Annotated in this window: 21 protein-coding genes and 1 other annotated feature; all 21 genes read left to right on the top strand. The window is 37.1% G+C overall.

Annotated features, from left to right (window positions below; genetic code table 11):
- Nucleotides 1–383 precede the first annotated feature (383 nt).
- The 21 genes from cysE (at nt 384) to tuf (ending at nt 21,862) form a co-directional block, all read left to right on the top strand.
- On the top strand, nt 384–1,010 hold the full coding sequence (cysE, locus tag HHH54_RS08440; protein WP_432813802.1) for a serine O-acetyltransferase: 627 nt from the start codon (nt 384–386) through the stop codon (nt 1,008–1,010).
- Nucleotides 994–2,394 carry a cysteine--tRNA ligase gene (gene cysS, locus HHH54_RS08435; RefSeq protein ID WP_198618397.1) on the top strand — a complete coding sequence of 467 codons (1,401 nt, stop codon included), beginning with the start codon at nt 994–996 and terminating at the stop codon, nt 2,392–2,394. The genes cysE and cysS overlap by 17 nt, the downstream gene beginning before the upstream one ends.
- A gap of 43 nt (nt 2,395–2,437) precedes the next feature.
- Nucleotides 2,438–2,788: a Mini-ribonuclease 3 gene (locus tag HHH54_RS08430; RefSeq protein ID WP_198618413.1), complete on the top strand. Its 351-nt coding sequence runs from the start codon at nt 2,438–2,440 to the stop codon at nt 2,786–2,788.
- 6 nt (nt 2,789–2,794) lie between these two features.
- Entirely contained in the window at nt 2,795–3,544 is a 750-nt protein-coding gene (gene rlmB / locus HHH54_RS08425; RefSeq protein WP_198618396.1) for a 23S rRNA (guanosine(2251)-2'-O)-methyltransferase RlmB, read from the top strand.
- A 3-nt stretch (nt 3,545–3,547) separates the two neighbouring features.
- Nucleotides 3,548–4,072: an NYN domain-containing protein gene (locus HHH54_RS08420; protein ID WP_198618395.1), complete on the top strand. Its 525-nt coding sequence runs from the start codon at nt 3,548–3,550 to the stop codon at nt 4,070–4,072.
- Nucleotides 4,073–4,146: 74 nt separating this feature from the next.
- Nucleotides 4,147–4,728, top strand: a complete 582-nt coding sequence (locus tag HHH54_RS08415) for a sigma-70 family RNA polymerase sigma factor (protein ID WP_198618394.1) — start codon at nt 4,147–4,149, stop codon at nt 4,726–4,728.
- A 51-nt stretch (nt 4,729–4,779) separates the two neighbouring features.
- Nucleotides 4,780–4,923, top strand: coding sequence for a 50S ribosomal protein L33 (rpmG, locus tag HHH54_RS08410; RefSeq protein WP_198618393.1), 144 nt, complete (start codon nt 4,780–4,782; stop codon nt 4,921–4,923).
- 17 nt (nt 4,924–4,940) lie between these two features.
- Nucleotides 4,941–5,120: a preprotein translocase subunit SecE gene (gene secE / locus HHH54_RS08405; protein WP_198618392.1), complete on the top strand. Its 180-nt coding sequence runs from the start codon at nt 4,941–4,943 to the stop codon at nt 5,118–5,120.
- A 17-nt stretch (nt 5,121–5,137) separates the two neighbouring features.
- Nucleotides 5,138–5,686 carry a transcription termination/antitermination protein NusG gene (nusG, locus tag HHH54_RS08400; protein ID WP_198618391.1) on the top strand — a complete coding sequence of 183 codons (549 nt, stop codon included), beginning with the start codon at nt 5,138–5,140 and terminating at the stop codon, nt 5,684–5,686.
- 168 nt (nt 5,687–5,854) lie between these two features.
- Entirely contained in the window at nt 5,855–6,277 is a 423-nt protein-coding gene (gene rplK, locus HHH54_RS08395) for a 50S ribosomal protein L11 (protein ID WP_198618390.1), read from the top strand.
- Nucleotides 6,278–6,647: 370 nt separating this feature from the next.
- A complete protein-coding gene (rplA, locus tag HHH54_RS08390) occupies nt 6,648–7,343 on the top strand; it encodes a 50S ribosomal protein L1 (RefSeq protein ID WP_198618389.1) in 696 nt (231 codons plus the stop codon).
- A gap of 57 nt (nt 7,344–7,400) precedes the next feature.
- Nucleotides 7,401–7,539, top strand: a sequence feature (ribosomal protein L10 leader region).
- 48 nt (nt 7,540–7,587) lie between these two features.
- A complete protein-coding gene (gene rplJ / locus HHH54_RS08385; protein ID WP_198618388.1) occupies nt 7,588–8,094 on the top strand; it encodes a 50S ribosomal protein L10 in 507 nt (168 codons plus the stop codon).
- Between the two features lie 34 nt (nt 8,095–8,128).
- Nucleotides 8,129–8,494 (top strand): 50S ribosomal protein L7/L12, encoded by a 366-nt coding sequence (gene rplL / locus HHH54_RS08380; RefSeq protein ID WP_103207195.1) that lies wholly within the window; start codon nt 8,129–8,131, stop codon nt 8,492–8,494.
- Nucleotides 8,495–8,577: 83 nt separating this feature from the next.
- Entirely contained in the window at nt 8,578–9,186 is a 609-nt protein-coding gene (locus tag HHH54_RS08375; RefSeq protein WP_198618387.1) for a class I SAM-dependent methyltransferase, read from the top strand.
- A gap of 214 nt (nt 9,187–9,400) precedes the next feature.
- Nucleotides 9,401–12,952 carry a DNA-directed RNA polymerase subunit beta gene (gene rpoB, locus HHH54_RS08370; protein WP_198618386.1) on the top strand — a complete coding sequence of 1,184 codons (3,552 nt, stop codon included), beginning with the start codon at nt 9,401–9,403 and terminating at the stop codon, nt 12,950–12,952.
- 175 nt (nt 12,953–13,127) lie between these two features.
- Nucleotides 13,128–16,739 (top strand): DNA-directed RNA polymerase subunit beta', encoded by a 3,612-nt coding sequence (gene rpoC / locus HHH54_RS08365; protein ID WP_349771835.1) that lies wholly within the window; start codon nt 13,128–13,130, stop codon nt 16,737–16,739.
- 242 nt (nt 16,740–16,981) lie between these two features.
- Nucleotides 16,982–17,236 (top strand): ribosomal L7Ae/L30e/S12e/Gadd45 family protein, encoded by a 255-nt coding sequence (locus HHH54_RS08360; RefSeq protein WP_198618385.1) that lies wholly within the window; start codon nt 16,982–16,984, stop codon nt 17,234–17,236.
- A gap of 93 nt (nt 17,237–17,329) precedes the next feature.
- Nucleotides 17,330–17,743, top strand: a complete 414-nt coding sequence (gene rpsL, locus HHH54_RS08355; RefSeq protein WP_198618384.1) for a 30S ribosomal protein S12 — start codon at nt 17,330–17,332, stop codon at nt 17,741–17,743.
- Nucleotides 17,744–17,824: 81 nt separating this feature from the next.
- The gene (gene rpsG, locus HHH54_RS08350) at nt 17,825–18,295 is read left to right on the top strand and encodes a 30S ribosomal protein S7 (protein ID WP_103207204.1); all 471 of its coding nucleotides are present in this window, start codon (nt 17,825–17,827) and stop codon (nt 18,293–18,295) included.
- A gap of 144 nt (nt 18,296–18,439) precedes the next feature.
- The gene (fusA, locus tag HHH54_RS08345; RefSeq protein WP_198618383.1) at nt 18,440–20,521 is read left to right on the top strand and encodes an elongation factor G; all 2,082 of its coding nucleotides are present in this window, start codon (nt 18,440–18,442) and stop codon (nt 20,519–20,521) included.
- A 153-nt stretch (nt 20,522–20,674) separates the two neighbouring features.
- Nucleotides 20,675–21,862: an elongation factor Tu gene (gene tuf, locus HHH54_RS08340; RefSeq protein ID WP_198618382.1), complete on the top strand. Its 1,188-nt coding sequence runs from the start codon at nt 20,675–20,677 to the stop codon at nt 21,860–21,862.
- The last annotated feature ends 173 nt before the right edge of the window (nt 21,863–22,035 follow it).

Below are 22,035 nucleotides of genomic sequence, written 5' to 3'. Positions count from 1 at the left end.
TTTAACTTGATATCTGTGTTGAAATCCACTACTATAAAGTTGTAAATTTATAAATAAAGGAATAGTAAACAAATGGCGTGTCACAGAGAGTGTACGGTTGCTGCGAGTACATCACAATGTTTGTCGAATGCACCTTTACGATAGTAATTGAATAATCAATAAGTGAGTTTGTAGGTCTAGATCATGTTGTGTCTCTGAGTACAGGAGAGCGATCATTCATTCTAGTTGACTTTAAAAGTGCTACAAACTAATTGAGAGTGGAACCGTGCATAAAGCACCTCTGACAGTTTGTGTTAGAGGTGCTTTTTTAAATGGCAATTTAAATAAAACTTCAATATCTGTCTATATAAAGAATGGGGGAATTATCAGTGATTAGACGAATCATGGATGATGTCAAAATGGTATTTGAACAAGATCCGGCAGCACGATCAACTTTTGAAGTGATTACAACATATGCGGGGCTACATGCAGTGTGGAGTCATCTCATTGCGCACAAGCTATATAATCAAAAAAAATATACGTTAGCTCGAATTATTTCGCAAGTATCTCGATTTTTTACAGGTATCGAAATTCATCCTGGTGCTAAAATAGGACGTCGTTTATTTATCGACCATGGCATGGGAGTGGTCATCGGTGAAACATGTACGATTGGCGATAATGTTACGATCTATCAAGGTGTGACACTTGGCGGTACAGGTAAAGAAAAAGGGAAACGTCACCCTGATATTGGAGACAACGTATTAATTGCGGCAGGATCTAAGGTTCTCGGTAACATCAAAGTAGATTCTAACGTAAATATTGGTGCAAATTCCGTAGTTTTAAGAAATGTGCCAAGCTACACAACAGTAGTGGGTATACCAGGACGCATCGTTAAACAAGATGGTAAGCGTATTGGTAAGACATTTGATCACCTTAATTTACCAGACCCAATTTATGAGCAATTAAAGCAACTTGAAAAACAACTTGAACAAACTAAAAATGGAGAGATCAAAGATGATTACATTATATAACACACTTACACGACAAAAAGAAACATTCAAGCCAATAGAACCAGGAAAGGTTAAAATCTACGTATGTGGACCAACAGTATACAATTATATTCATATTGGGAATGCACGTCCTGCTATTAACTATGACGTTGTTCGTCGTTATTTTGAATATAAAGGTTACGAAGTTGATTATGTTTCTAACTTCACTGATGTAGATGATAAACTGATCAAACGATCTCAAGAATTAGGAGAAAGTGTCCCTGAAATAGCTGAACGTTACATCAAAGCTTTTTATGAAGACACAGCCGCGCTTAATGTTAAAAAAGCAACATCAAACCCACGTGTGATGGAACATATGGATGATATTATAAAATTTATTCAAAATTTAGTAGATGAAGGCTATGCATATGAAAGTGGTGGCGATGTCTATTTTAGAACTCGTAAATTTGAAGGATACGGTAAATTAAGCCATCAGTCTATTGATGACTTAAAGGTAGGCGCACGCATTGAACAAGGAGAACAAAAAGAAGATGCGCTAGACTTTACGTTATGGAAAAAAGCTAAACCAGGAGAGATTAGCTGGGATAGTCCATTTGGTAAAGGACGCCCAGGTTGGCATATTGAATGTTCCGTAATGGCTTATGAAAAACTTGGCGCAACGATTGATATCCATGCAGGTGGAAGCGACTTACAATTCCCTCACCATGAAAATGAGATTGCACAATCTGAAGCACATAACCATGCAACGTTTGCGAATTATTGGATGCACAACGGTTTTATAAATATTGATAATGAAAAAATGAGTAAATCATTAGGCAACTTCATTTTAGTGCACGATATTATTAAAGAAATTGATCCAGACGTATTACGTTTCTTTATGATTAGTGTTCATTATAGAAGTCCAATTAACTATAATCTTGAATTAGTGGAAGCAGCTCGTCGAGGATTAGAACGTATCCGCAATAGCTATGCTGGTTTGGTAGAACATGAACAGGTCGCGACAGATATTGAATTAGATGAAGGGTATATTGAACAAATTGATACGATTTTGAAGCAGTTTGAAACTGTAATGGATGATGACTTTAATACAGCCAACGCCATAACAGCTTGGTATGATTTAGCGAAATTAGCAAATAAATATGTATTAGAAGATAATACGTCTATCCAAGTAATTAATCGTTTTAAAGAAGTGTATCAAATATTTAGTGATGTATTAGGTGTACCGCTTGAAGGTCAATCTAAAGAAGCACTGCTTGATGCAGAAATCGAAGCGCTAATTGAAGAACGTAATCAAGCACGAAAAAACAAAGATTTTGCGCGTGCAGATGAGATTCGCGACCAACTAAAGGCACAAAATATCATTTTAGAAGATACACCACAAGGCGTGAGATATAAACGTGGTTAAACAAATCAACTATAAATTATTGAACGCATTATCTTTAGCTTATATGGGCGACGGGGTATTAGATCAATATATTAGAAAATATATTATTTTAAAGTTGAAAAGTAAGCCACATCGCCTCCATCAAGAAGCGAAACGATTTGTGTCTGCTAAAAGCCAAGCTCAAACATTAGAAAAACTTATAGAACATGAATGGTTTACAGACGAGGAAATGGATATTATCAAACGTGGCCGTAATGCGAAGAGTTATACGAAAGCTAAGAACACGGACATTCAAACATATCGCAAAAGTTCTGGTTTAGAAGCGATTATCGGATTTTTATATTTAGATCAACGTCACGAACGTTTAGAGTCATTATTAGAGCGTATTGTTCAATATGTAGAAGAAAGGAGATGACGCTGAGTGGATCAAGAAGTGATTGTAGGACGCCATGCCGTTAAGGAAGCAATGAAGAGTGGACATGCGATCAATAAAATATTAGTTCAAGAGGGGATAAAGAAGCAACAAATTGAAGATCTTTTAAAAAAAGCAAAATCTTTAAAACTTGTTGTACAAACCGTACCAAAATCAAAATTAGATCTCATTTCAGAAGCCCCTCATCAAGGTGTGGCAGCATATGTGGCACCCTATGAATATAAGCCATTAGAAACATTTTTAGAGGAAACGGCTGATTTATCACATTTACCTACAGTAATTATTTTAGATGGATTAGAGGATCCACATAATCTAGGTTCTATACTAAGAACAGCTGATGCGACAGGAGTCGATGGTATTATTATACCTAAACGACGTTCGGTTGCGTTAACGCAAGTAGTCGCAAAATCATCTACAGGGGCAATTCAACATGTCCCTGTCATTCGTGTCACGAACCTTTCTCAAACAATAGATGTTCTTAAAGAAAAAGGGTATTGGATTGCTGGAACAGAAGCGGATAACGCGACTGATTATAGAGAAATGCAAGTAGATATGCCTTTGGGTATTGTCATCGGCAGTGAAGGTCAAGGTATGAGTCGACGCGTAAAAGAAAAATGTGATTTCTATATTAAAATTCCTATGGTAGGTCATGTGAATAGTTTAAATGCATCTGTTGCTGCGAGTTTAATGATGTATGAAGTGCTGCGTAAACGACAGCCAATTGGTGGTGACGAGTAAACGATGAAAGATTACTATGTCATTATTGATGGCTATAATATGATTGGCCATTCACGAGAGTTGACCGCACTTGCCAAAGAGAGTTTAGAAGAAGCACGTGAACAACTGCTAATTGAAATATCAAATTATAGTGCTTTAGTAAAAGGAAAGGTTATCTGTGTGTTCGATGCATATGAGCAGGGCACACCGCAAACAGAGACGATTTACCACGGTATCCATGTCATCTTTACTAAAGAAAATGAAACAGCGGATAGTTTTATTGAGCGTTACGTTTATAATATTTATAACAAACACACGACCCATATTACTGTTGTGACCAGTGACATGAGTGAACAACACGCAATCTTTGGAACAGGTGCGTATCGTTTATCATCTCGTGAAATGTGGACGCATTTAAAAGAAAATAAAAAGACTGTTTCTAAGTCAATAACGACGATAGAATCAACAAAACCTCGAACACGTATTCAACTGCCTGAAGATGTACTTACCGAATTTGAAAAAATACGACGCGGGAGACATCAAGAATAGAAATTGACCGCTCTTGATTTTTTTAACCTCCAACAGATATGATAAGAAAAATCTGTTGAAGGCGAGGATCATCTATGACACAATTTCACAATTCAAACAAGCCCTATAAGTCTCCCTATCATGAACAGTGTAACGAAGTGTTAATTACTTATATTGAAGCATTAGCACGAAAAGGAATGAACGACTTTAGTATTTTATCGTTTGATTACGAAGATCTAGTGCAAGAAGCAATATGGGGTATCTATCAGAAATTAAAACAAAAAGACTTTCATCAAGACACTCCTATTGATCACTATATTAATAAAGCGGTTCGAATGAGAAAGGTAGATTATCGACGCCAGAAATTACGTCATTCAAAACGTTACTCTAACTATGTGAGTGAACAAGCAGCACAATCTTATCTAGATACACAAAGACAACCTGATCAACTAGAGGAACACATTCGTGTTGAAGAAATCATGAAATGTATCAACAAACATTTAGATATACTAAGTCCATTTGAAATTAAAGTTTTTAACGGACTATTACATGAGTGGTCACCTTCTGAAATCGCGAATGAATTAAAAGTTCAGAATAAGAAAGTATACAATGCAATCTATCGTATTCGAAACAAGTTAAAAAAAGCTTTAATCGCTGAAAAGTTGTTTGACAACTGAATATAATCTTATGTATAGTAAATTGGTATTGTAGGAATAAGGTGAGTTAAGATGAAAAAAGTACCTTTAAATTGTGAAATATGTGGTAATCGAAATTACCATGTTCCAAAATCTCCGAATCGTATTGAAAGACTAGAACTTAAAAAATTTTGTACGACTTGTAACCGACATACAGTACACAAAGAATCCAAATAAGTGGAGGGACAATAACCATGGCGAAAAAGGAAAATTTCTTCCAAGGTGTTAAGTCTGAAATGGAAAAAACGAGTTGGCCAACAGGACCAGAACTGGTGAAGTACACAACAATCGTCGTGTTTACAGTACTGTTCTTTTTAGTGTTTTTCTATGGGCTAGATGTTGGAATTGGCCAAATAATCGAAATGATAAAATAGAGTGAGGAGTTGTCAACATGTCTGAAGAGTTAGGGGCTAAACGTTGGTATGCAGTACATACCTACTCTGGTTACGAAAATAAAGTGAAGAAAAATTTAGAAAAACGTGTTGAATCTATGAATATGACAGAACAAATCTTTAGAGTTGTGATTCCTGAAGAAGAAGAGACACAAGTTAAAGATGGTAAAGCTAAAAAGTTAATGAAAAAAACATTCCCAGGCTATGTTCTTGTTGAATTAATCATGACCGATGAATCATGGTACGTTGTGCGTAATACTCCAGGTGTGACAGGTTTTGTTGGTTCAGCGGGAGCAGGGTCAAAACCTAATCCACTTTTACCAGATGAAGTAAGATTCATCTTAAAACAAATGGGCATGAATGAAAAGACAATTGATGTAGAGGTAGATCTTGGAGAACAAGTACGTATCACATCTGGTCCATTTGCTAATCAAGTTGGTGAAATTAGCGAGATTGAAGCTGAAAAGTTCAAACTTACAGTATTAGTTGACATGTTTGGTCGAGAAACTCCGGTTGAAGTGGAATTTGACCAAATCGAAAAACTTTAACCGATAGCGATTCAAAAGTTTTTTAATTTTGTATTGTAATATGACAATGTAAGTGTTATAATAACGAGGTCGCGCGTTTATAGCGCTACATTTCGTCACGAAATGTTATGAGTGGGAGGGCAAAAATGAGCCCTGTGACCACATCACGATATCAAGGAGGTGCACATCGTGGCTAAAAAAGTAGAAAAAGTTGTTAAATTACAAATTCCAGCAGGTAAAGCAAACCCAGCACCACCAGTTGGTCCTGCATTAGGTCAAGCCGGTGTGAACATTATGGCTTTCACAAAGGAATTTAACGCACGTACACAAGAGCAAGCAGGTTTAATTATTCCAGTAGAAATTTATGTATATGAAGACCGTTCATTTACATTTATTACTAAAACACCACCTGCAGCAGTGTTACTTAAAAAAGCAGCTGGTATTGAAAGAGCTTCAGGCGAACCTAACAAAAACAAAGTTGCTACAGTAACTAAAGATCAAGTACGTGAAATTGCTCAAACAAAAATGCCTGACTTAAACGCTGCTGATGAAGAAGCGGCTATGCGTATTGTAGAAGGTACAGCGCGTAGTATGGGTATTGTTGTTGAATAATTAAAACGAATGATTAATTTTAATGAAAAATAATGATTTTATACGTAGATAGCGCATGGCTTTATGAGGTTGAGACACAATCATTTTGAAATTTAACGAACATGTAACGAGGAATGAGATATATTTCACAGGAATCGTACGGTTCAGTTGATCAATGCTTACGGATGATCATAGATTTGATTTTCAATACGTAAGTTTTATGTCCCAGCCTCATAAAATTTAATGTGCTAATGATATTGAGTATAACACTTAGATAATTAAGATATACTTTATGATCGTGTCTGAATGAGATTGCTTTTATATAGAAGAGGGCATCTCATTCTAAATGTGGGAGGACATTCCGATAAAACCACTAAAGGAGGAAAAAATTATGGCTAAAAAAGGTAAAAAGTATCAAGAAGCAATTAGCAAAATTGATCGCCAAGCGCTTTATTCTGTAGAAGAAGCGATCAACTTAGCTAAAGAAACTTCTATTGCAAACTTTGATGCTTCAGTAGAAGTTGCTTTCCGTTTAGGAATTGATACGCGTAAAAATGATCAACAAATCCGTGGAGCAGTAGTATTACCACACGGAACTGGTAAATCACAACGTGTATTAGTATTTGCTAAAGGTGACAAAATTGCAGAAGCAGAAGAAGCAGGTGCTGACTACGTTGGCGATGCTGAATATGTAAATAAAATCCAACAAGGTTGGTTCGACTTTGACGTAGTTGTTGCTACACCTGATATGATGGGTGAAGTTGGTAAATTAGGTCGTGTATTAGGACCTAAAGGTTTAATGCCTAACCCTAAAACTGGTACAGTAACAATGGATGTTAAAAAAGCTGTTGAAGAAATCAAAGCTGGTAAAGTTGAATACCGTGCTGAAAAAGCTGGTATTGTACATGCTTCTATCGGTAAAGTTTCATTCGACGCTGATAAATTAGTTGAAAACTTTAAAGCTTTACAAGATGTATTAACTAAAGCAAAACCAGCTTCAGCTAAAGGAACTTATTTCAAATCAGTAGCTGTGACTACAACTATGGGTCCTGGTATCAAAATTGATACATCTAATTTCAAACTATAATTCATTATATTTGATGAAAAAATCGGTTGACATATTACACGTAAACCGTTATATTAAATCTTGTTGAATATTTTACCTAAGACAGTAGGAGTTCTAATGAACTTAAACCCTCATCCTACCGAGGCTAAATTGACTTGAACGTGAAAACATTCAAGCACTTTTTGCCGAGGGTAAAAAGTGCTTTTTTATTTGAGTTTATACTCGGATAGATAAAGCACCAAAACTTATCTACGGAGGTGTCTAAATGTCTAGCATTATTGAAGCGAAAAAACAACACGTTGAAGAAATCGCTGAGCAACTGAAAAGCTCTGTATCAACAGTTGTTGTTGACTATCGTGGCTTAACTGTTGCTGAAGTAACAGAATTACGTAAGCAATTACGTGAAGCTGGTGTTCAGTACAAAGTTTACAAAAACACAATGTTACGTCGTGCAGCAGAACAAGCTGGTATCGAAGGATTAGATGATTTCTTAACTGGTCCTACAGCTGTAGCTTTCACTACAGAAGACGTTGTAGCACCAGCTAAAGTAATCGCTGGTTTCGCAAAAGAACATGAAGCTCTAGAAATTAAGACAGGTGTTATGGAAGGTAGCTTAATCTCTGCTGACGAAGTTAAAACAGTGGGTTCTTTACCATCACACGAAGGTCTTGTATCTATGCTTCTTTCAGTATTACAAGCTCCAATGCGCAATTTCGCTTATGCAGTTAAAGCTGTTGGAGAAGATAAAGAAAACGCAGAAAACGCTGAATAATTAATAAAATATTTAAAAATTGGAGGAATTTTAAATGGCTAATCAAGAGCAAATCATTGAAGCAATTAAAGAAATGTCAGTTTTAGAATTAAACGACTTAGTAAAAGCAATTGAAGAAGAATTTGGTGTAACAGCAGCAGCTCCAGTTGCAGCAGCAGGTGCAGCAGGCGGAGACGCAGCAGCTGAAAAAACTGAATTTGACGTTGAATTAACTTCAGCTGGATCATCAAAAATCAAAGTTGTTAAAGCAGTTAAAGAAGCTACTGGCTTAGGCTTAAAAGACGCTAAAGAATTAGTAGATGGCGCTCCAAGCGTAATCAAAGAAGCTATGCCTAAAGAAGAAGCTGAAAAACTTAAAGAACAATTAGAAGAAGTTGGAGCTTCTGTTGAATTAAAATAATTCATTGATAAGTGAAAAAACCCGCTATTTTTTGAGAATAGCGGGTTTTTCACTATATTAAATCATTAAATGAGGTGTGACTGATGGGTCATTACTATGATGCGCATCCTGAAGTTAAAACTAATGAAAAACAAATAGAATATCAGTATCAACACAATATATTAAATCTTGTGACAGATGCAGGAGTATTTTCAAGAGACAAAGTTGATTTTGGGTCAGACTTACTCATTAAGACTTTTTTACATGAACATCCACCAGGTCAAAAGAAGACAATAGTCGACGTCGGGTGTGGTTATGGGCCTATTGGTTTAATGATTGCAAAAGTTGCACCGCATAATCATGTCACTTTATTAGACGTTAACACACGTGCTTTAGCGCTTGTTGAGAGAAATGCTTCTAAAAATCAAATTCAAAATGTTACTGTGCTTGAAAGTGACGGGTTGAGTCAGATTACAAACAATTCAAGTGATTATATTTTGACTAATCCTCCTATCAGAGCGGGTAAAAAAATCGTTCATAACATTTTGACGGATGCGTATGAAAAATTGAAGTCACAAGGTGCACTTTACGTAGTCATTCAAAAGAAGCAAGGCATGCCGTCAGCTAAGAAAAAAATGGCAGATGTTTTTGGTAATGTGGAATCTACTGCAAATCAAAAAGGTTACCACATATTAAAAAGTACTAAGTCTTGATTTTGTAGCTTATATATGATAAAGTATTAAGATGAAAAAATTATGTTCAATAAGTGTGTACTTTTGCGATTAAAGTTTCATTGTAACATTCATAAATAAAACGATTTAGAATAGAAAATGGTGTCATCTTTTCCAATGTGCTACCGTTTTCTTTTTGTCTTGTTACATGAACCTGGCTATAGAGTATGACACAATTTTTGAGGGGTGAATCTGTTTGGCAGGTCAATTTGTCCAATATGGAAGACATCGTAAACGTAGAAACTATGCAAGAATCTCAGAAGTTTTAGAGTTACCAAACCTCATAGAGATTCAAACTAAATCGTATGAGTGGTTTTTAAAAGAGGGTCTTTTAGAAATGTTCAGAGACATTTCACCAATTGAAGACTTTACTGGAAACCTGTCTTTAGAATTTGTGGATTACCGTTTAGGTGAGCCCAAATATGATCTAGAAGAGTCTAAAAACCGTGATGCGACTTACGCAGCACCATTACGCGTAAAAGTGCGTTTGATTATCAAAGAGACTGGCGAAGTGAAAGATCAAGAAGTATTCATGGGTGATTTCCCACTGATGACTGAAACTGGTACATTCGTAATCAATGGTGCAGAACGTGTTATCGTATCTCAGTTAGTACGTTCACCATCCGTATATTTTAATGAAAAATTAGATAAAAATGGTCGTATCAATTACGACGCGACAGTAATCCCTAACCGTGGTGCTTGGTTAGAATATGAAACAGATGCGAAAGATGTAGTTTATGTTCGTATCGATAGAACACGTAAATTACCTTTAACGGTATTACTACGTGCTTTAGGGTATTCTACAGATCAAGAAATCATTGAATTAATTGGGGATAATGAGTATTTACGTAATACATTAGAAAAAGATAATACTGAAAATACAGAGCAAGCTTTATTGGAAATATATGAACGTTTACGTCCGGGCGAACCGCCGACTGTTGAAAACGCAAAAAGCTTATTATACTCACGCTTTTTCGATCCGAAGCGTTATGACCTTGCAAGTGTAGGACGTTACAAAGCAAACAAGAAATTACACTTAAAACATCGCTTGTTCAACCAAAAATTAGCAGAACCGATCGTTAATACAGAAACTGGAGAAATCGTAGCTGAAGAAGGTACAGTACTTGATCGTCGTAAATTAGATGAAATCATGGATGTACTTGAGTCAAATGCGAATGCTCAAGTTTATGAGCTTCCGAATAGCATTGTCGATGAACCAGTTGAAATTCAATCTATCAAAGTTTATGTGCCAAACGACGAAGAAGAACGTACGACAACAGTGATTGGTAATGCATTCCCTGACGCTGCAGTTAAATGTATTACACCAGCAGATATCATAGCATCAATGTCATATTTCTTTAATTTATTACATGGTATTGGTTACACAGATGATATTGACCACCTTGGTAACCGTCGTCTACGCTCAGTAGGAGAGTTATTACAAAACCAATTCCGTATCGGTTTATCAAGAATGGAGCGTGTGGTTCGTGAGAGAATGTCAATTCAAGACACTGATTCTATTACACCACAACAATTAATCAATATTCGACCTGTAATTGCGTCTATTAAAGAGTTCTTTGGTAGTTCTCAACTTTCTCAATTCATGGACCAAGCAAACCCACTTGCGGAGCTTACACATAAACGTCGTCTATCTGCATTAGGACCTGGTGGTTTGACAAGAGAACGTGCTCAAATGGAAGTACGTGACGTTCACTATTCTCACTATGGTCGTATGTGTCCGATTGAGACACCAGAGGGACCAAACATTGGATTAATTAACTCACTATCAAGTTATGCACGAGTGAATGAGTTTGGTTTTATTGAAACGCCTTATCGTAAGGTTGATATTGAAACTAACAAAATCACAGATCAAATTGACTACCTTACTGCTGATGAAGAAGATAGCTATGTTGTCGCACAAGCGAATGCGCGTCTAGATGATGAAGGTCGATTCTTAGACGATGAGATTGTCTGCCGTTTCCGTGGTAACAACACAACAATGGCTAAAGAAAAAATGGATTACATGGATGTATCACCTAAGCAAGTTGTATCTGCTGCTACGGCATGTATCCCATTCTTAGAAAATGATGACTCTAACCGTGCATTAATGGGTGCTAACATGCAACGTCAAGCGGTACCTTTAATGAATCCTGAATCTCCATTCGTAGGAACTGGTATGGAACACGTTGCAGCGCGTGACTCTGGTGCAGCTGTTATTAATAAGCATCGCGGACGTGTTGAGCATGTTCAATCAAGCGAAATTTTAGTACGTCGTTTAATTGAAGAAAATGGTCAAGAGGTTGAAGGTGACATCGATCGTTATCCTCTTGCTAAATTCAAACGTTCAAACTCAGGTACATGTTATAACCAACGTCCAATCATTGCGACTGGCGATATCGTTGAAAAAGGTGAAATCTTAGCTGATGGACCTTCTATGGAGCTTGGAGAAATGGCTCTAGGACGCAACGTGGTTGTTGGATTTATGACTTGGGACGGTTATAACTATGAGGATGCCGTTATCATGAGTGAACGTCTAGTTAAAGATGATGTATATACTTCTATTCACATTGAAGAATATGAATCAGAAGCACGTGATACTAAACTTGGACCTGAAGAAATTACTCGAGACATTCCTAACGTATCTGAAAGCGCACTTAAAAACTTAGATGATCGCGGTATTGTTTACGTTGGTGCTGAAGTTAAAGATGGTGACATCTTAGTAGGTAAAGTAACGCCTAAAGGTGTAACAGAATTAACTGCTGAAGAACGTTTATTACACGCAATCTTCGGTGAGAAAGCACGTGAAGTTCGTGATACATCATTACGTGTGCCACATGGTGCTGGTGGTATTGTCTTAGATGTCAAGGTGTTCAATCGTGAAGAAGGCGATGATTCATTATCACCAGGTGTAAACCAATTAGTACGTGTATACATCGTTCAAAAACGTAAAATACATGTTGGGGATAAGATGTGTGGTCGTCACGGTAACAAAGGTGTTATTTCAAAAATCGTTCCAGAAGAAGATATGCCTTACTTACCAGATGGACGTCCAATTGATATCATGTTAAACCCACTTGGTGTACCATCTCGTATGAACATTGGACAAGTTTTAGAGTTACATTTAGGTATGGCAGCTAAAAACTTAGGTATTCACGTTGCATCTCCAGTATTTGATGGTGCAAACGATGATGATGTTTGGTCAACTATTGAAGAAGCTGGTATGGCACGTGACGGTAAAACTGTATTATACGATGGACGTACAGGTGAACCTTTCGATAATCGTATTTCAGTTGGAGTTATGTACATGTTGAAACTTGCGCACATGGTAGACGACAAACTACATGCGCGTTCAACTGGACCATACTCACTTGTAACGCAACAACCACTTGGTGGTAAAGCACAGTTTGGTGGACAAAGATTTGGTGAGATGGAGGTATGGGCACTTGAAGCTTATGGTGCTGCTTACACACTACAAGAGATTCTCACTTACAAATCTGACGATACGGTGGGACGTGTTAAAACGTACGAAGCTATCGTTAAAGGTGAAAACATTACAAAACCAAGTGTACCGGAATCATTCCGCGTATTAATGAAAGAGTTACAAAGTTTAGGCTTAGACGTTAAAGTGATGGACGAACAAGATAATGAAATTGAAATGCGTGATTTAGGTGATGATGATGTGCCTGATCGCAAACTCAATGTTCAACAATCTAAAATTCCAGAATCACAAATTGAAACGAATGAATAATATGATTTAATAGTGTAAGACAGAGTGTTAGTTTGGTTGGGACGCTGTGATGCGTTTTATAAAATATAATATACAGCGACCTAGCCTCCGCTCTTACTTATGAGATATCTTATGAACATTAGATAGTGAATCAATCAAATAGCTCAGCTAATCTAAATTAAAGGAGGTAGGCTCCTTGATTGATGTAAATAAATTCCATTACATGAAAATAGGACTCGCTTCACCTGAAAAAATCCGTTCTTGGTCATATGGTGAGGTCAAAAAACCTGAAACAATTAACTATAGAACTTTGAAACCAGAAAAAGACGGTCTATTCTGTGAAAGAATTTTTGGACCAACAAAAGACTGGGAATGTAGTTGTGGTAAGTACAAACGCGTACGTTATAAAGGTATGATTTGTGACCGTTGTGGTGTTGAGGTTACAAAATCAAAAGTGCGTCGTGAAAGAATGGGTCATATCGAACTTGCTGCACCTGTTTCTCATATTTGGTACTTTAAAGGAATTCCTAGCCGTATGGGACTTTTATTAGATATGTCACCGCGTGCTTTAGAAGAAGTTATTTACTTTGCGTCTTATGTTGTTGTAGATCCAGGTCCAACTGGCCTTGAAAAGAAAACATTATTAACTGAAGCAGAATATCGTGAGTATTATGATAAATTCCCTGGTCAATTTACTGCAAAAATGGGTGCTGAAGGTATTAAAGATTTATTAAGTGAAATTGATTTAGACGAAGAACTGAGATATTTACGTGAAGAACTTGAATCAGCTACAGGACAACGCTTAACTCGTGCAATCAAACGTTTAGAAGTTGTTGAATCATTCCGTAATTCTGGTAATAATCCTGCATGGATGATTTTAGATGTACTTCCAATTATTCCACCTGAAATTCGTCCAATGGTTCAACTTGATGGGGGTCGTTTTGCAACAAGTGACTTAAACGACTTATACCGTCGTGTAATCAACCGTAATAATCGTTTAAAACGTTTACTTGATTTAGATGCGCCAGGCATCATTGTTCAAAATGAAAAACGTATGTTACAAGAAGCTGTGGATGCTTTAATTGATAATGGTCGTCGTGGTCGTCCAGTTACAGGACCAGGTAATCGTCCATTGAAATCATTATCACATATGTTAAAAGGTAAACAAGGTCGTTTCCGTCAAAACTTACTTGGTAAACGTGTGGACTATTCTGGACGTTCAGTTATCGCTGTAGGTCCAAACTTAAAAATGTATCAATGTGGTTTACCAAAAGAAATGGCTCTAGAGTTATTCAAACCATTCGTAATGAAAGAGCTTGTACAACGTGAAATTGCGACAAATATTAAAAATGCGAAAAGTAAAATCGAGCGTACTGAAGATGAAGTATGGGATGTATTAGAAGACGTTATTATCGAGCATCCTGTATTATTAAACCGTGCGCCAACATTACACAGACTTGGTATTCAAGCTTTCGAACCTACACTAGTCGAAGGTCGTGCGATTCGCTTACATCCACTTGTAACAACAGCATATAATGCCGACTTTGATGGTGACCAAATGGCGGTTCACGTACCATTATCTAAAGAAGCTCAAGCAGAAGCACGTATGTTAATGCTTGCGGCTCAAAATATCTTAAACCCTAAAGATGGTAAACCAGTTGTAACACCATCACAAGATATGGTACTTGGTAACTATTATTTAACATTAGAACGTAAAGATGCAGTTAATACAGGTATGATATTTAACGACACAAATGAAGTGTTAAAAGCATATGCAAATGGCCATGTGCACTTACACACACGTATTGGTGTTCATGCATCTTCATTTAACAACCCTACATTTACTGAAGAACAAAATCGTAAGTTACTTACAACATCTGTAGGTAAAATTATATTTAATGAAATCATTCCAGATTCATTTGCATATATTAACGAACCAACAGTTGAAAATTTAGAACACAGCACACCTGATAAATATTTCGTTGATCCTGCCGAATTAGGTGAAGGTGGTTTAGCTGAGTACTTTGAAAATGTAGAATTGGTACAACCATTTAACAAAGGTTTCTTAGGAAAAATCATTGCAGAAGTCTTTAACCGTTTCAGCATCACAGATACGTCTATGATGTTAGACTTAATGAAAGACTTAGGATTTAAATATTCATCTAAAGCAGGTATTACAGTTGGTGTTGCTGACATTGTGGTATTACCAGATAAACAAGAAATTTTAGATGAATCTGAGCATCTTGTTGAACGTGTTCAAAAACAATTCAACCGTGGTCTTTTAACAGAAGAAGAACGTTACAATGCGGTTATTGAGATTTGGACAAACGCAAAAGACAAGATTCAAGAAAAACTAATGAAATCATTAGATAAGACAAACCCTATCTTTATGATGAGTGACTCAGGTGCCCGTGGTAACGCATCTAACTTCACTCAATTAGCGGGTATGCGTGGTTTAATGGCTGCACCATCAGGTAAAATCATTGAACTTCCGATTACTTCTTCATTCCGTGAAGGTTTAACAGTGTTAGAATACTTTATTTCTACACACGGTGCGCGTAAAGGTCTAGCCGATACAGCCCTTAAAACAGCTGACTCAGGTTACCTTACTCGTCGTCTGGTTGACGTTGCACAAGATGTTATCGTACGTGAAGAGGACTGTGGTACAGATCGAGGCTTACTTGTATCTGACATTAAAGAAGGTACAGAAATGATTGAGCCATTTATTGAACGTATCGAGGGTCGTTATTCTAAAGAAACTGTACGTCATCCAGAAACAGATGAAATTATTATTCGTCCAGACGAATTAATCACACCAGAAATTGCAAAAGAAATTACAGATGCAGGTATTGAAGAAATGTATATCCGTTCTGCATTTACATGTAACACACGTCACGGTGTATGTGAAAAATGTTATGGTAAAAACTTAGCAACTGGTGAAAAAGTTGAAGTTGGTGAAGCAGTAGGTACTATCGCTGCTCAATCTATCGGTGAACCAGGTACTCAATTAACAATGCGTACTTTCCATACTGGTGGGGTTGCCGGTAGCGACATCACGCAAGGTTTACCGCGTATCCAAGAAATCTTTGAAGCACGTAATCCAAAAGGTCAAGCAGTGATTACTGAAATTGAAGGTGTAATTGATAACATTACTGTTGGTAAAGATAGACAACAAGAAATTGTTGTTAAAGGTGCGAACGAAACACTTTCATACATGGCACCTGGTGCGTCACGTCTTAAAGTTGAAATTGGTCAATCAGTTGAACGTGGTGAAGCACTTACTGAAGGGTCAATTGAACCTAAGAACTATTTATCAGTAGCAGGTTTAACAGCAACTGAAACGTACTTATTAAAAGAAGTACAAAAAGTTTACCGTATGCAAGGGGTAGAAATTGACGATAAACACGTAGAAGTTATGGTTCGTCAAATGTTACGTAAAGTTCGTATTATTGAAGCTGGAGATACAAAATTACTACCAGGTTCATTAGTGGATATTCATAACTTTACAGATGCAAACCGCGAAGCATTTAAAGAGCGTAAACGTCCTGCTACAGCTAAACCAGTACTTTTAGGTATTACAAAAGCTTCTCTTGAAACAGAAAGCTTCTTATCAGCAGCGTCATTCCAAGAAACAACTCGTGTCCTTACAGATGCAGCTATTAAAGGTAAACGCGATGATTTACTTGGACTTAAAGAGAACGTTATTATTGGTAAGTTAATACCAGCTGGTACAGGTATGAAGCGCTATAGCCATGTTGAACTTGAAGAAGATAAAGTTGAAGAAGCAGAAGAACTTGTAAGTGAATAAACTGCGCTTTAAACGTGGTAACAACAAAGGTGAAGGTTAACTTGTAAAGTGGATTAGGGGCAAATGTGTAAATAGAATAACGATATTTATTAATGATCTATTCATATCGTCAGCACATTTGTCTCACACCTTCATCTTTTTATTATTTATTATCAATTTTTGTATATAAACTGTTGACGTGGAACTTCGTCAATGATAATATAGTAAAGGTTGATGCAAGCAGTACTTTGGAGGATATGTAAATGTCTAATGAAAAAGTCGCACGCTTAAACAAGCAAGCTTACGTTGTTGGCTTAAAGGAAACCTTAAAAGCACTTAAACAACAACGTGTTAGCAAATTGATTATTGCTGAAAATGTTGATATTCATTTGTTGACGCGCGTGTTAAGCTTTGCCAATCAAAATCAGATACCTATTGATTTCTTTACAAGTCAACGCGAACTTGGAGAATATTTTGGTATAAATGTAAAAGCGACAGTTGTTGCTTTGTTGAAGTAGACTTAGTAAGTTTGACTTACTAAATTTTATTTAACCTAAAAATGAACCACCTGGATGTGTGGGATTAAGAAATGAAGAGAGGAGGAGACTTACATGCCTACTATTAATCAATTAGTACGTAAACCAAGAAAAAGTAAAACTAAAAAATCTGACTCACCAGCTTTAAATAGAGGTTTCAACAGTCAGAAAAAACAATTCACACACTTGAACTCACCGCAAAAACGTGGTGTATGTACTCGTGTGGGTACAATGACTCCTAAGAAACCGAACTCAGCATTACGTAAATATGCTCGTGTTCGTTTATCTAATAATATTGAAGTCAATGCTTACATTCCTGGTATCGGTCACAACTTACAAGAACACAGTGTTGTACTTGTACGTGGTGGACGTGTAAAAGACTTACCTGGTGTGCGTTACCATATCGTACGTGGTGCATTAGATACTTCAGGTGTTGAAGGACGTATGCAAGGCCGTTCATTATACGGTACTAAAAAACCTAAGAAATAAGATTAAAATATTGTAAAATTATGCAATATATCATGCCGATAAATGGTAAATATACTATAATAGGAAGGGAGGACTTGTATTATGCCTCGTAAAGGATCAGTACCTAAAAGAGATGTGTTACCAGATCCAATTCACAACTCTAAGTTAGTAACTAAATTAATCAACAAGATTATGTTAGATGGTAAACGTGGAACAGCTCAACGTATTCTTTATTCTGCATTCGACTTAGTTCAAGAACGTTCAGGTCGTGATGCATTAGAAGTATTTGAAGAAGCAATCAACAATATTATGCCAGTACTTGAAGTTAAAGCTCGTCGTGTAGGGGGTTCTAACTACCAAGTGCCTGTAGAAGTTCGTCCAGAGCGTCGTACTACTTTAGGTTTACGTTGGTTAGTGAACTATGCGCGTCTTCGTGGTGAAAAAACTATGGAAGAGCGTTTAGCTAACGAAATCTTAGACGCAGCAAACAACGTTGGTGGCGCAGTTAAAAAACGTGAGGACACTCACAAAATGGCTGAAGCAAACAAAGCATTTGCTCACTATCGTTGGTAAGATAATGGCTATTTCCCTGAGCAGATATCACTTCAATACAACCATTAAACACGTAATCTGTTGATTGTGTTTGGTTAGTGAATGCTTAGGGTAAAGCACTATCTAATTATATTATCCTATATCTTGGAAGGAGAAAGAATACCCATGGGAAGAGAATTTTCTTTGAAAAATACGCGTAATATCGGTATCATGGCTCACATCGATGCTGGTAAAACGACTACTACTGAACGTATTCTTTATTATACTGGACGTATCCATAAAATTGGTGAAACACATGAAGGTGCTTCACAAATGGACTGGATGGAACAAGAGCAAGATCGTGGTATTACAATCACATCAGCTGCAACAACAGCTTCATGGAATGATCACCGTGTAAATATCATCGATACACCAGGACACGTAGACTTCACTGTAGAGGTTGAGCGTTCATTACGTGTACTTGATGGTGCGGTAACTGTACTTGATGCGCAATCAGGTGTAGAACCTCAAACTGAAACAGTTTGGCGTCAAGCTACAACTTATGGTGTACCACGTATTGTATTTGTTAACAAAATGGACAAAATGGGTGCAAACTTCGAATACGCAGTGAGCACTTTACATGACCGTTTAGATGCAAATGCTGCTCCTATCCAATTACCAATTGGTGCTGAAGATGAATTCAAAGCAATCATTGACTTAGTTACAATGAAATGCTTTAAATATAACAATGACTTAGGAACAGAAGTTGAAGAAATTGAAATTCCTGAAGATCATCGTGAACGTGCAGAAGAAGCACGTGAAACTTTAATTGAAGCTGTAGCAGAAACAAACGACGAATTAATGGAAAAAATCTTCAGTGAAGAAGAAATCACTGTAGATGAATTAAAAGCTGCAATTCGTCAAGCTACTACTGATGTTGAATTCTACCCTGTATTATGTGGTACTGCATTCAAAAACAAAGGTGTTCAATTAATGTTAGATGCTGTAATCGACTACTTACCATCTCCATTAGATGTTAAGCCGATTGTAGGTCATCGTGCTGACAACCCTGAAGAAGAAGTGGTTGCAAAAGCTGATGACGATGCAGAATTTGCTGCATTAGCATTCAAAGTAATGACAGACCCTTATGTAGGTAAATTAACATTCTTCCGTGTGTACTCAGGTACTTTAACTTCAGGATCTTATGTTAAAAACTCTACAAAAGGTAAACGTGAACGTGTAGGTCGTATCTTACAAATGCACGCAAACTCACGTCAAGAAATCGATACAGTTTATTCTGGTGATATCGCAGCTGCTGTAGGTCTTAAAGAAACAGGTACTGGTGACACGCTATGTGGAGAGAAAAATGACATCATCCTTGAGTCAATGGAATTCCCAGAGCCAGTTATCCACTTATCTGTTGAACCAAAATCTAAAGCAGACCAAGATAAAATGACTCAAGCGCTTGTTAAACTTCAAGAAGAAGACCCAACATTCAAAGCGCACACTGATGAAGAAACTGGTCAAGTTATCATTGGTGGTATGGGTGAGTTACACCTTGACATCATTGTTGACCGTATGAAAAAAGAATTTAATGTTGAAGCTAACGTAGGTGCGCCAATGGTTTCATACCGTGAAACATTCAAGCAATCTGCAGCTGTTCAAGGTAAATTCTCTCGTCAATCTGGTGGTCGTGGTCAATATGGTGATGTTCACATTGAATTCACACCTAACGAAACAGGTGGCGGCTTCGAATTCGAAAACGCTATCGTTGGTGGTGTTGTACCACGTGAATACATTCCATCAGTTGAACAAGGTCTTAAAGATGCAATGGAAAACGGTGTATTAGCAGGTTATCCGTTAATCGATGTAAAAGCAAAATTATTTGATGGTTCATACCACGATGTCGACTCATCTGAAATGGCCTTCAAAATTGCTGCATCATTAGCACTTAAAGAAGCTGCTAAAAAATGTGATCCAGTTATCTTAGAACCAATGATGAAAGTTACAATCGAAATGCCTGAAGAGTACATGGGTGACATCATGGGTGACGTTACTGCTCGTCGTGGACGTGTAGACGGAATGGAACCACGTGGTAACGCTCAAGTTGTTAATGCATATGTACCACTTTCAGAAATGTTCGGTTACGCAACTTCATTACGTTCAAACACTCAAGGTCGCGGTACTTACACAATGTACTTCGATCACTATGCAGAAGTTCCTAAATCAATTTCAGAAGAAATTATCAAAAAGAACAAAGGTGAATAATCATTCATCTTAGCGGTAGATAACGCTTGTTTATAAATTGATTTTTACTGTAAAATGATTTATAAAGGAATAAAGATAATTCATCTCATGTTGGTGAGTAACTTTCATGAGTGATAATAATATAATTCTTATTTGAAGAGGAGAGATTTTATAATGGCTAAAGAAAAATTCGATCGTTCATTAGAACATGCTAATATTGGAACAATCGGTCACGTTGACCATGGTAAAACAACTTTAACAGCTGCTATCGCAACTGTATTAGCGAAAAATGGTGACACTGTTGCTCAATCATACGACATGATCGACAACGCACCAGAAGAAAAAGAACGTGGTATCACAATCAATACTTCACACATCGAGTATCAAACTGGTAAACGTCACTATGCTCACGTTGACTGCCCAGGTCACGCTGACTACGTTAAAAACATGATCACTGGTGCTGCTCAAATGGACGGTGGTATCTTAGTAGTATCTGCTGCTGACGGTCCAATGCCACAAACTCGTGAACACATCCTTTTATCACGTAACGTTGGTGTACCAGCATTAGTTGTATTCTTAAACAAAGTTGACATGGTAGACGACGAAGAATTATTAGAATTAGTTGAAATGGAAGTTCGTGACTTATTATCTGAATACGACTTCCCAGGTGACGATGTGCCTGTAATCGCTGGTTCAGCATTAAAAGCTTTAGAAGGCGACGAAGAATACGAAGCTAAAATCTTAGAATTAATGGATGCAGTAGATAACTACATCCCAACTCCAGAACGTGACTCTGATAAACCATTCATGATGCCAGTTGAGGACGTATTCTCAATCACTGGTCGTGGTACTGTTGCTACAGGCCGTGTTGAACGTGGTCAAATCAAAGTTGGTGAAGAAGTTGAAATTATCGGTTTAGCTGACAAATCAACTAAAACAACTGTTACTGGTGTAGAAATGTTCCGTAAGTTATTAGACTACGCTGAAGCTGGTGACAACATTGGTGCATTATTACGTGGTGTTGCACGTGAAGATATCAACCGTGGACAAGTATTAGCTGCTCCTGGTTCAATCACACCACACACTAAATTCAAAGCAGAAGTTTACGTATTATCAAAAGACGAAGGTGGACGTCACACTCCATTCTTCTCTAACTACCGCCCACAATTCTATTTCCGTACTACTGACGTAACTGGTGTTGTTAACTTACCAGAAGGTACAGAAATGGTTATGCCTGGCGATAACGTTGAAATGGAAGTTGAACTTATTTCTCCAATCGCTATCGAAGACGGTACTCGTTTCTCAATCCGTGAAGGTGGACGTACTGTAGGATCAGGCGTTGTTACTGAAATCCACGAATAATTCTACCTTTACAAAAAGAGTTGGCACTTTTGCCAACTCTTTTTTTGGCTCTTTGTCAACGTCGGTTGGTGAAGACAAAACGTACTAAGTTGCTATTTTTAGTGACTTGGTACGTTTTTTATGTTCACTTATAAACATCCTAGAAATAACTAATATTCTATTTCTGAAATTAT

The sequence above is a fragment of the Staphylococcus canis genome, from assembly GCF_016238445.1.
Taxonomy (GTDB): domain Bacteria; phylum Bacillota; class Bacilli; order Staphylococcales; family Staphylococcaceae; genus Staphylococcus; species Staphylococcus canis.
The sequence above is the reverse complement of the archived record's forward strand: the minus strand, read 5'-3'. Positions and strand labels throughout refer to the sequence as shown.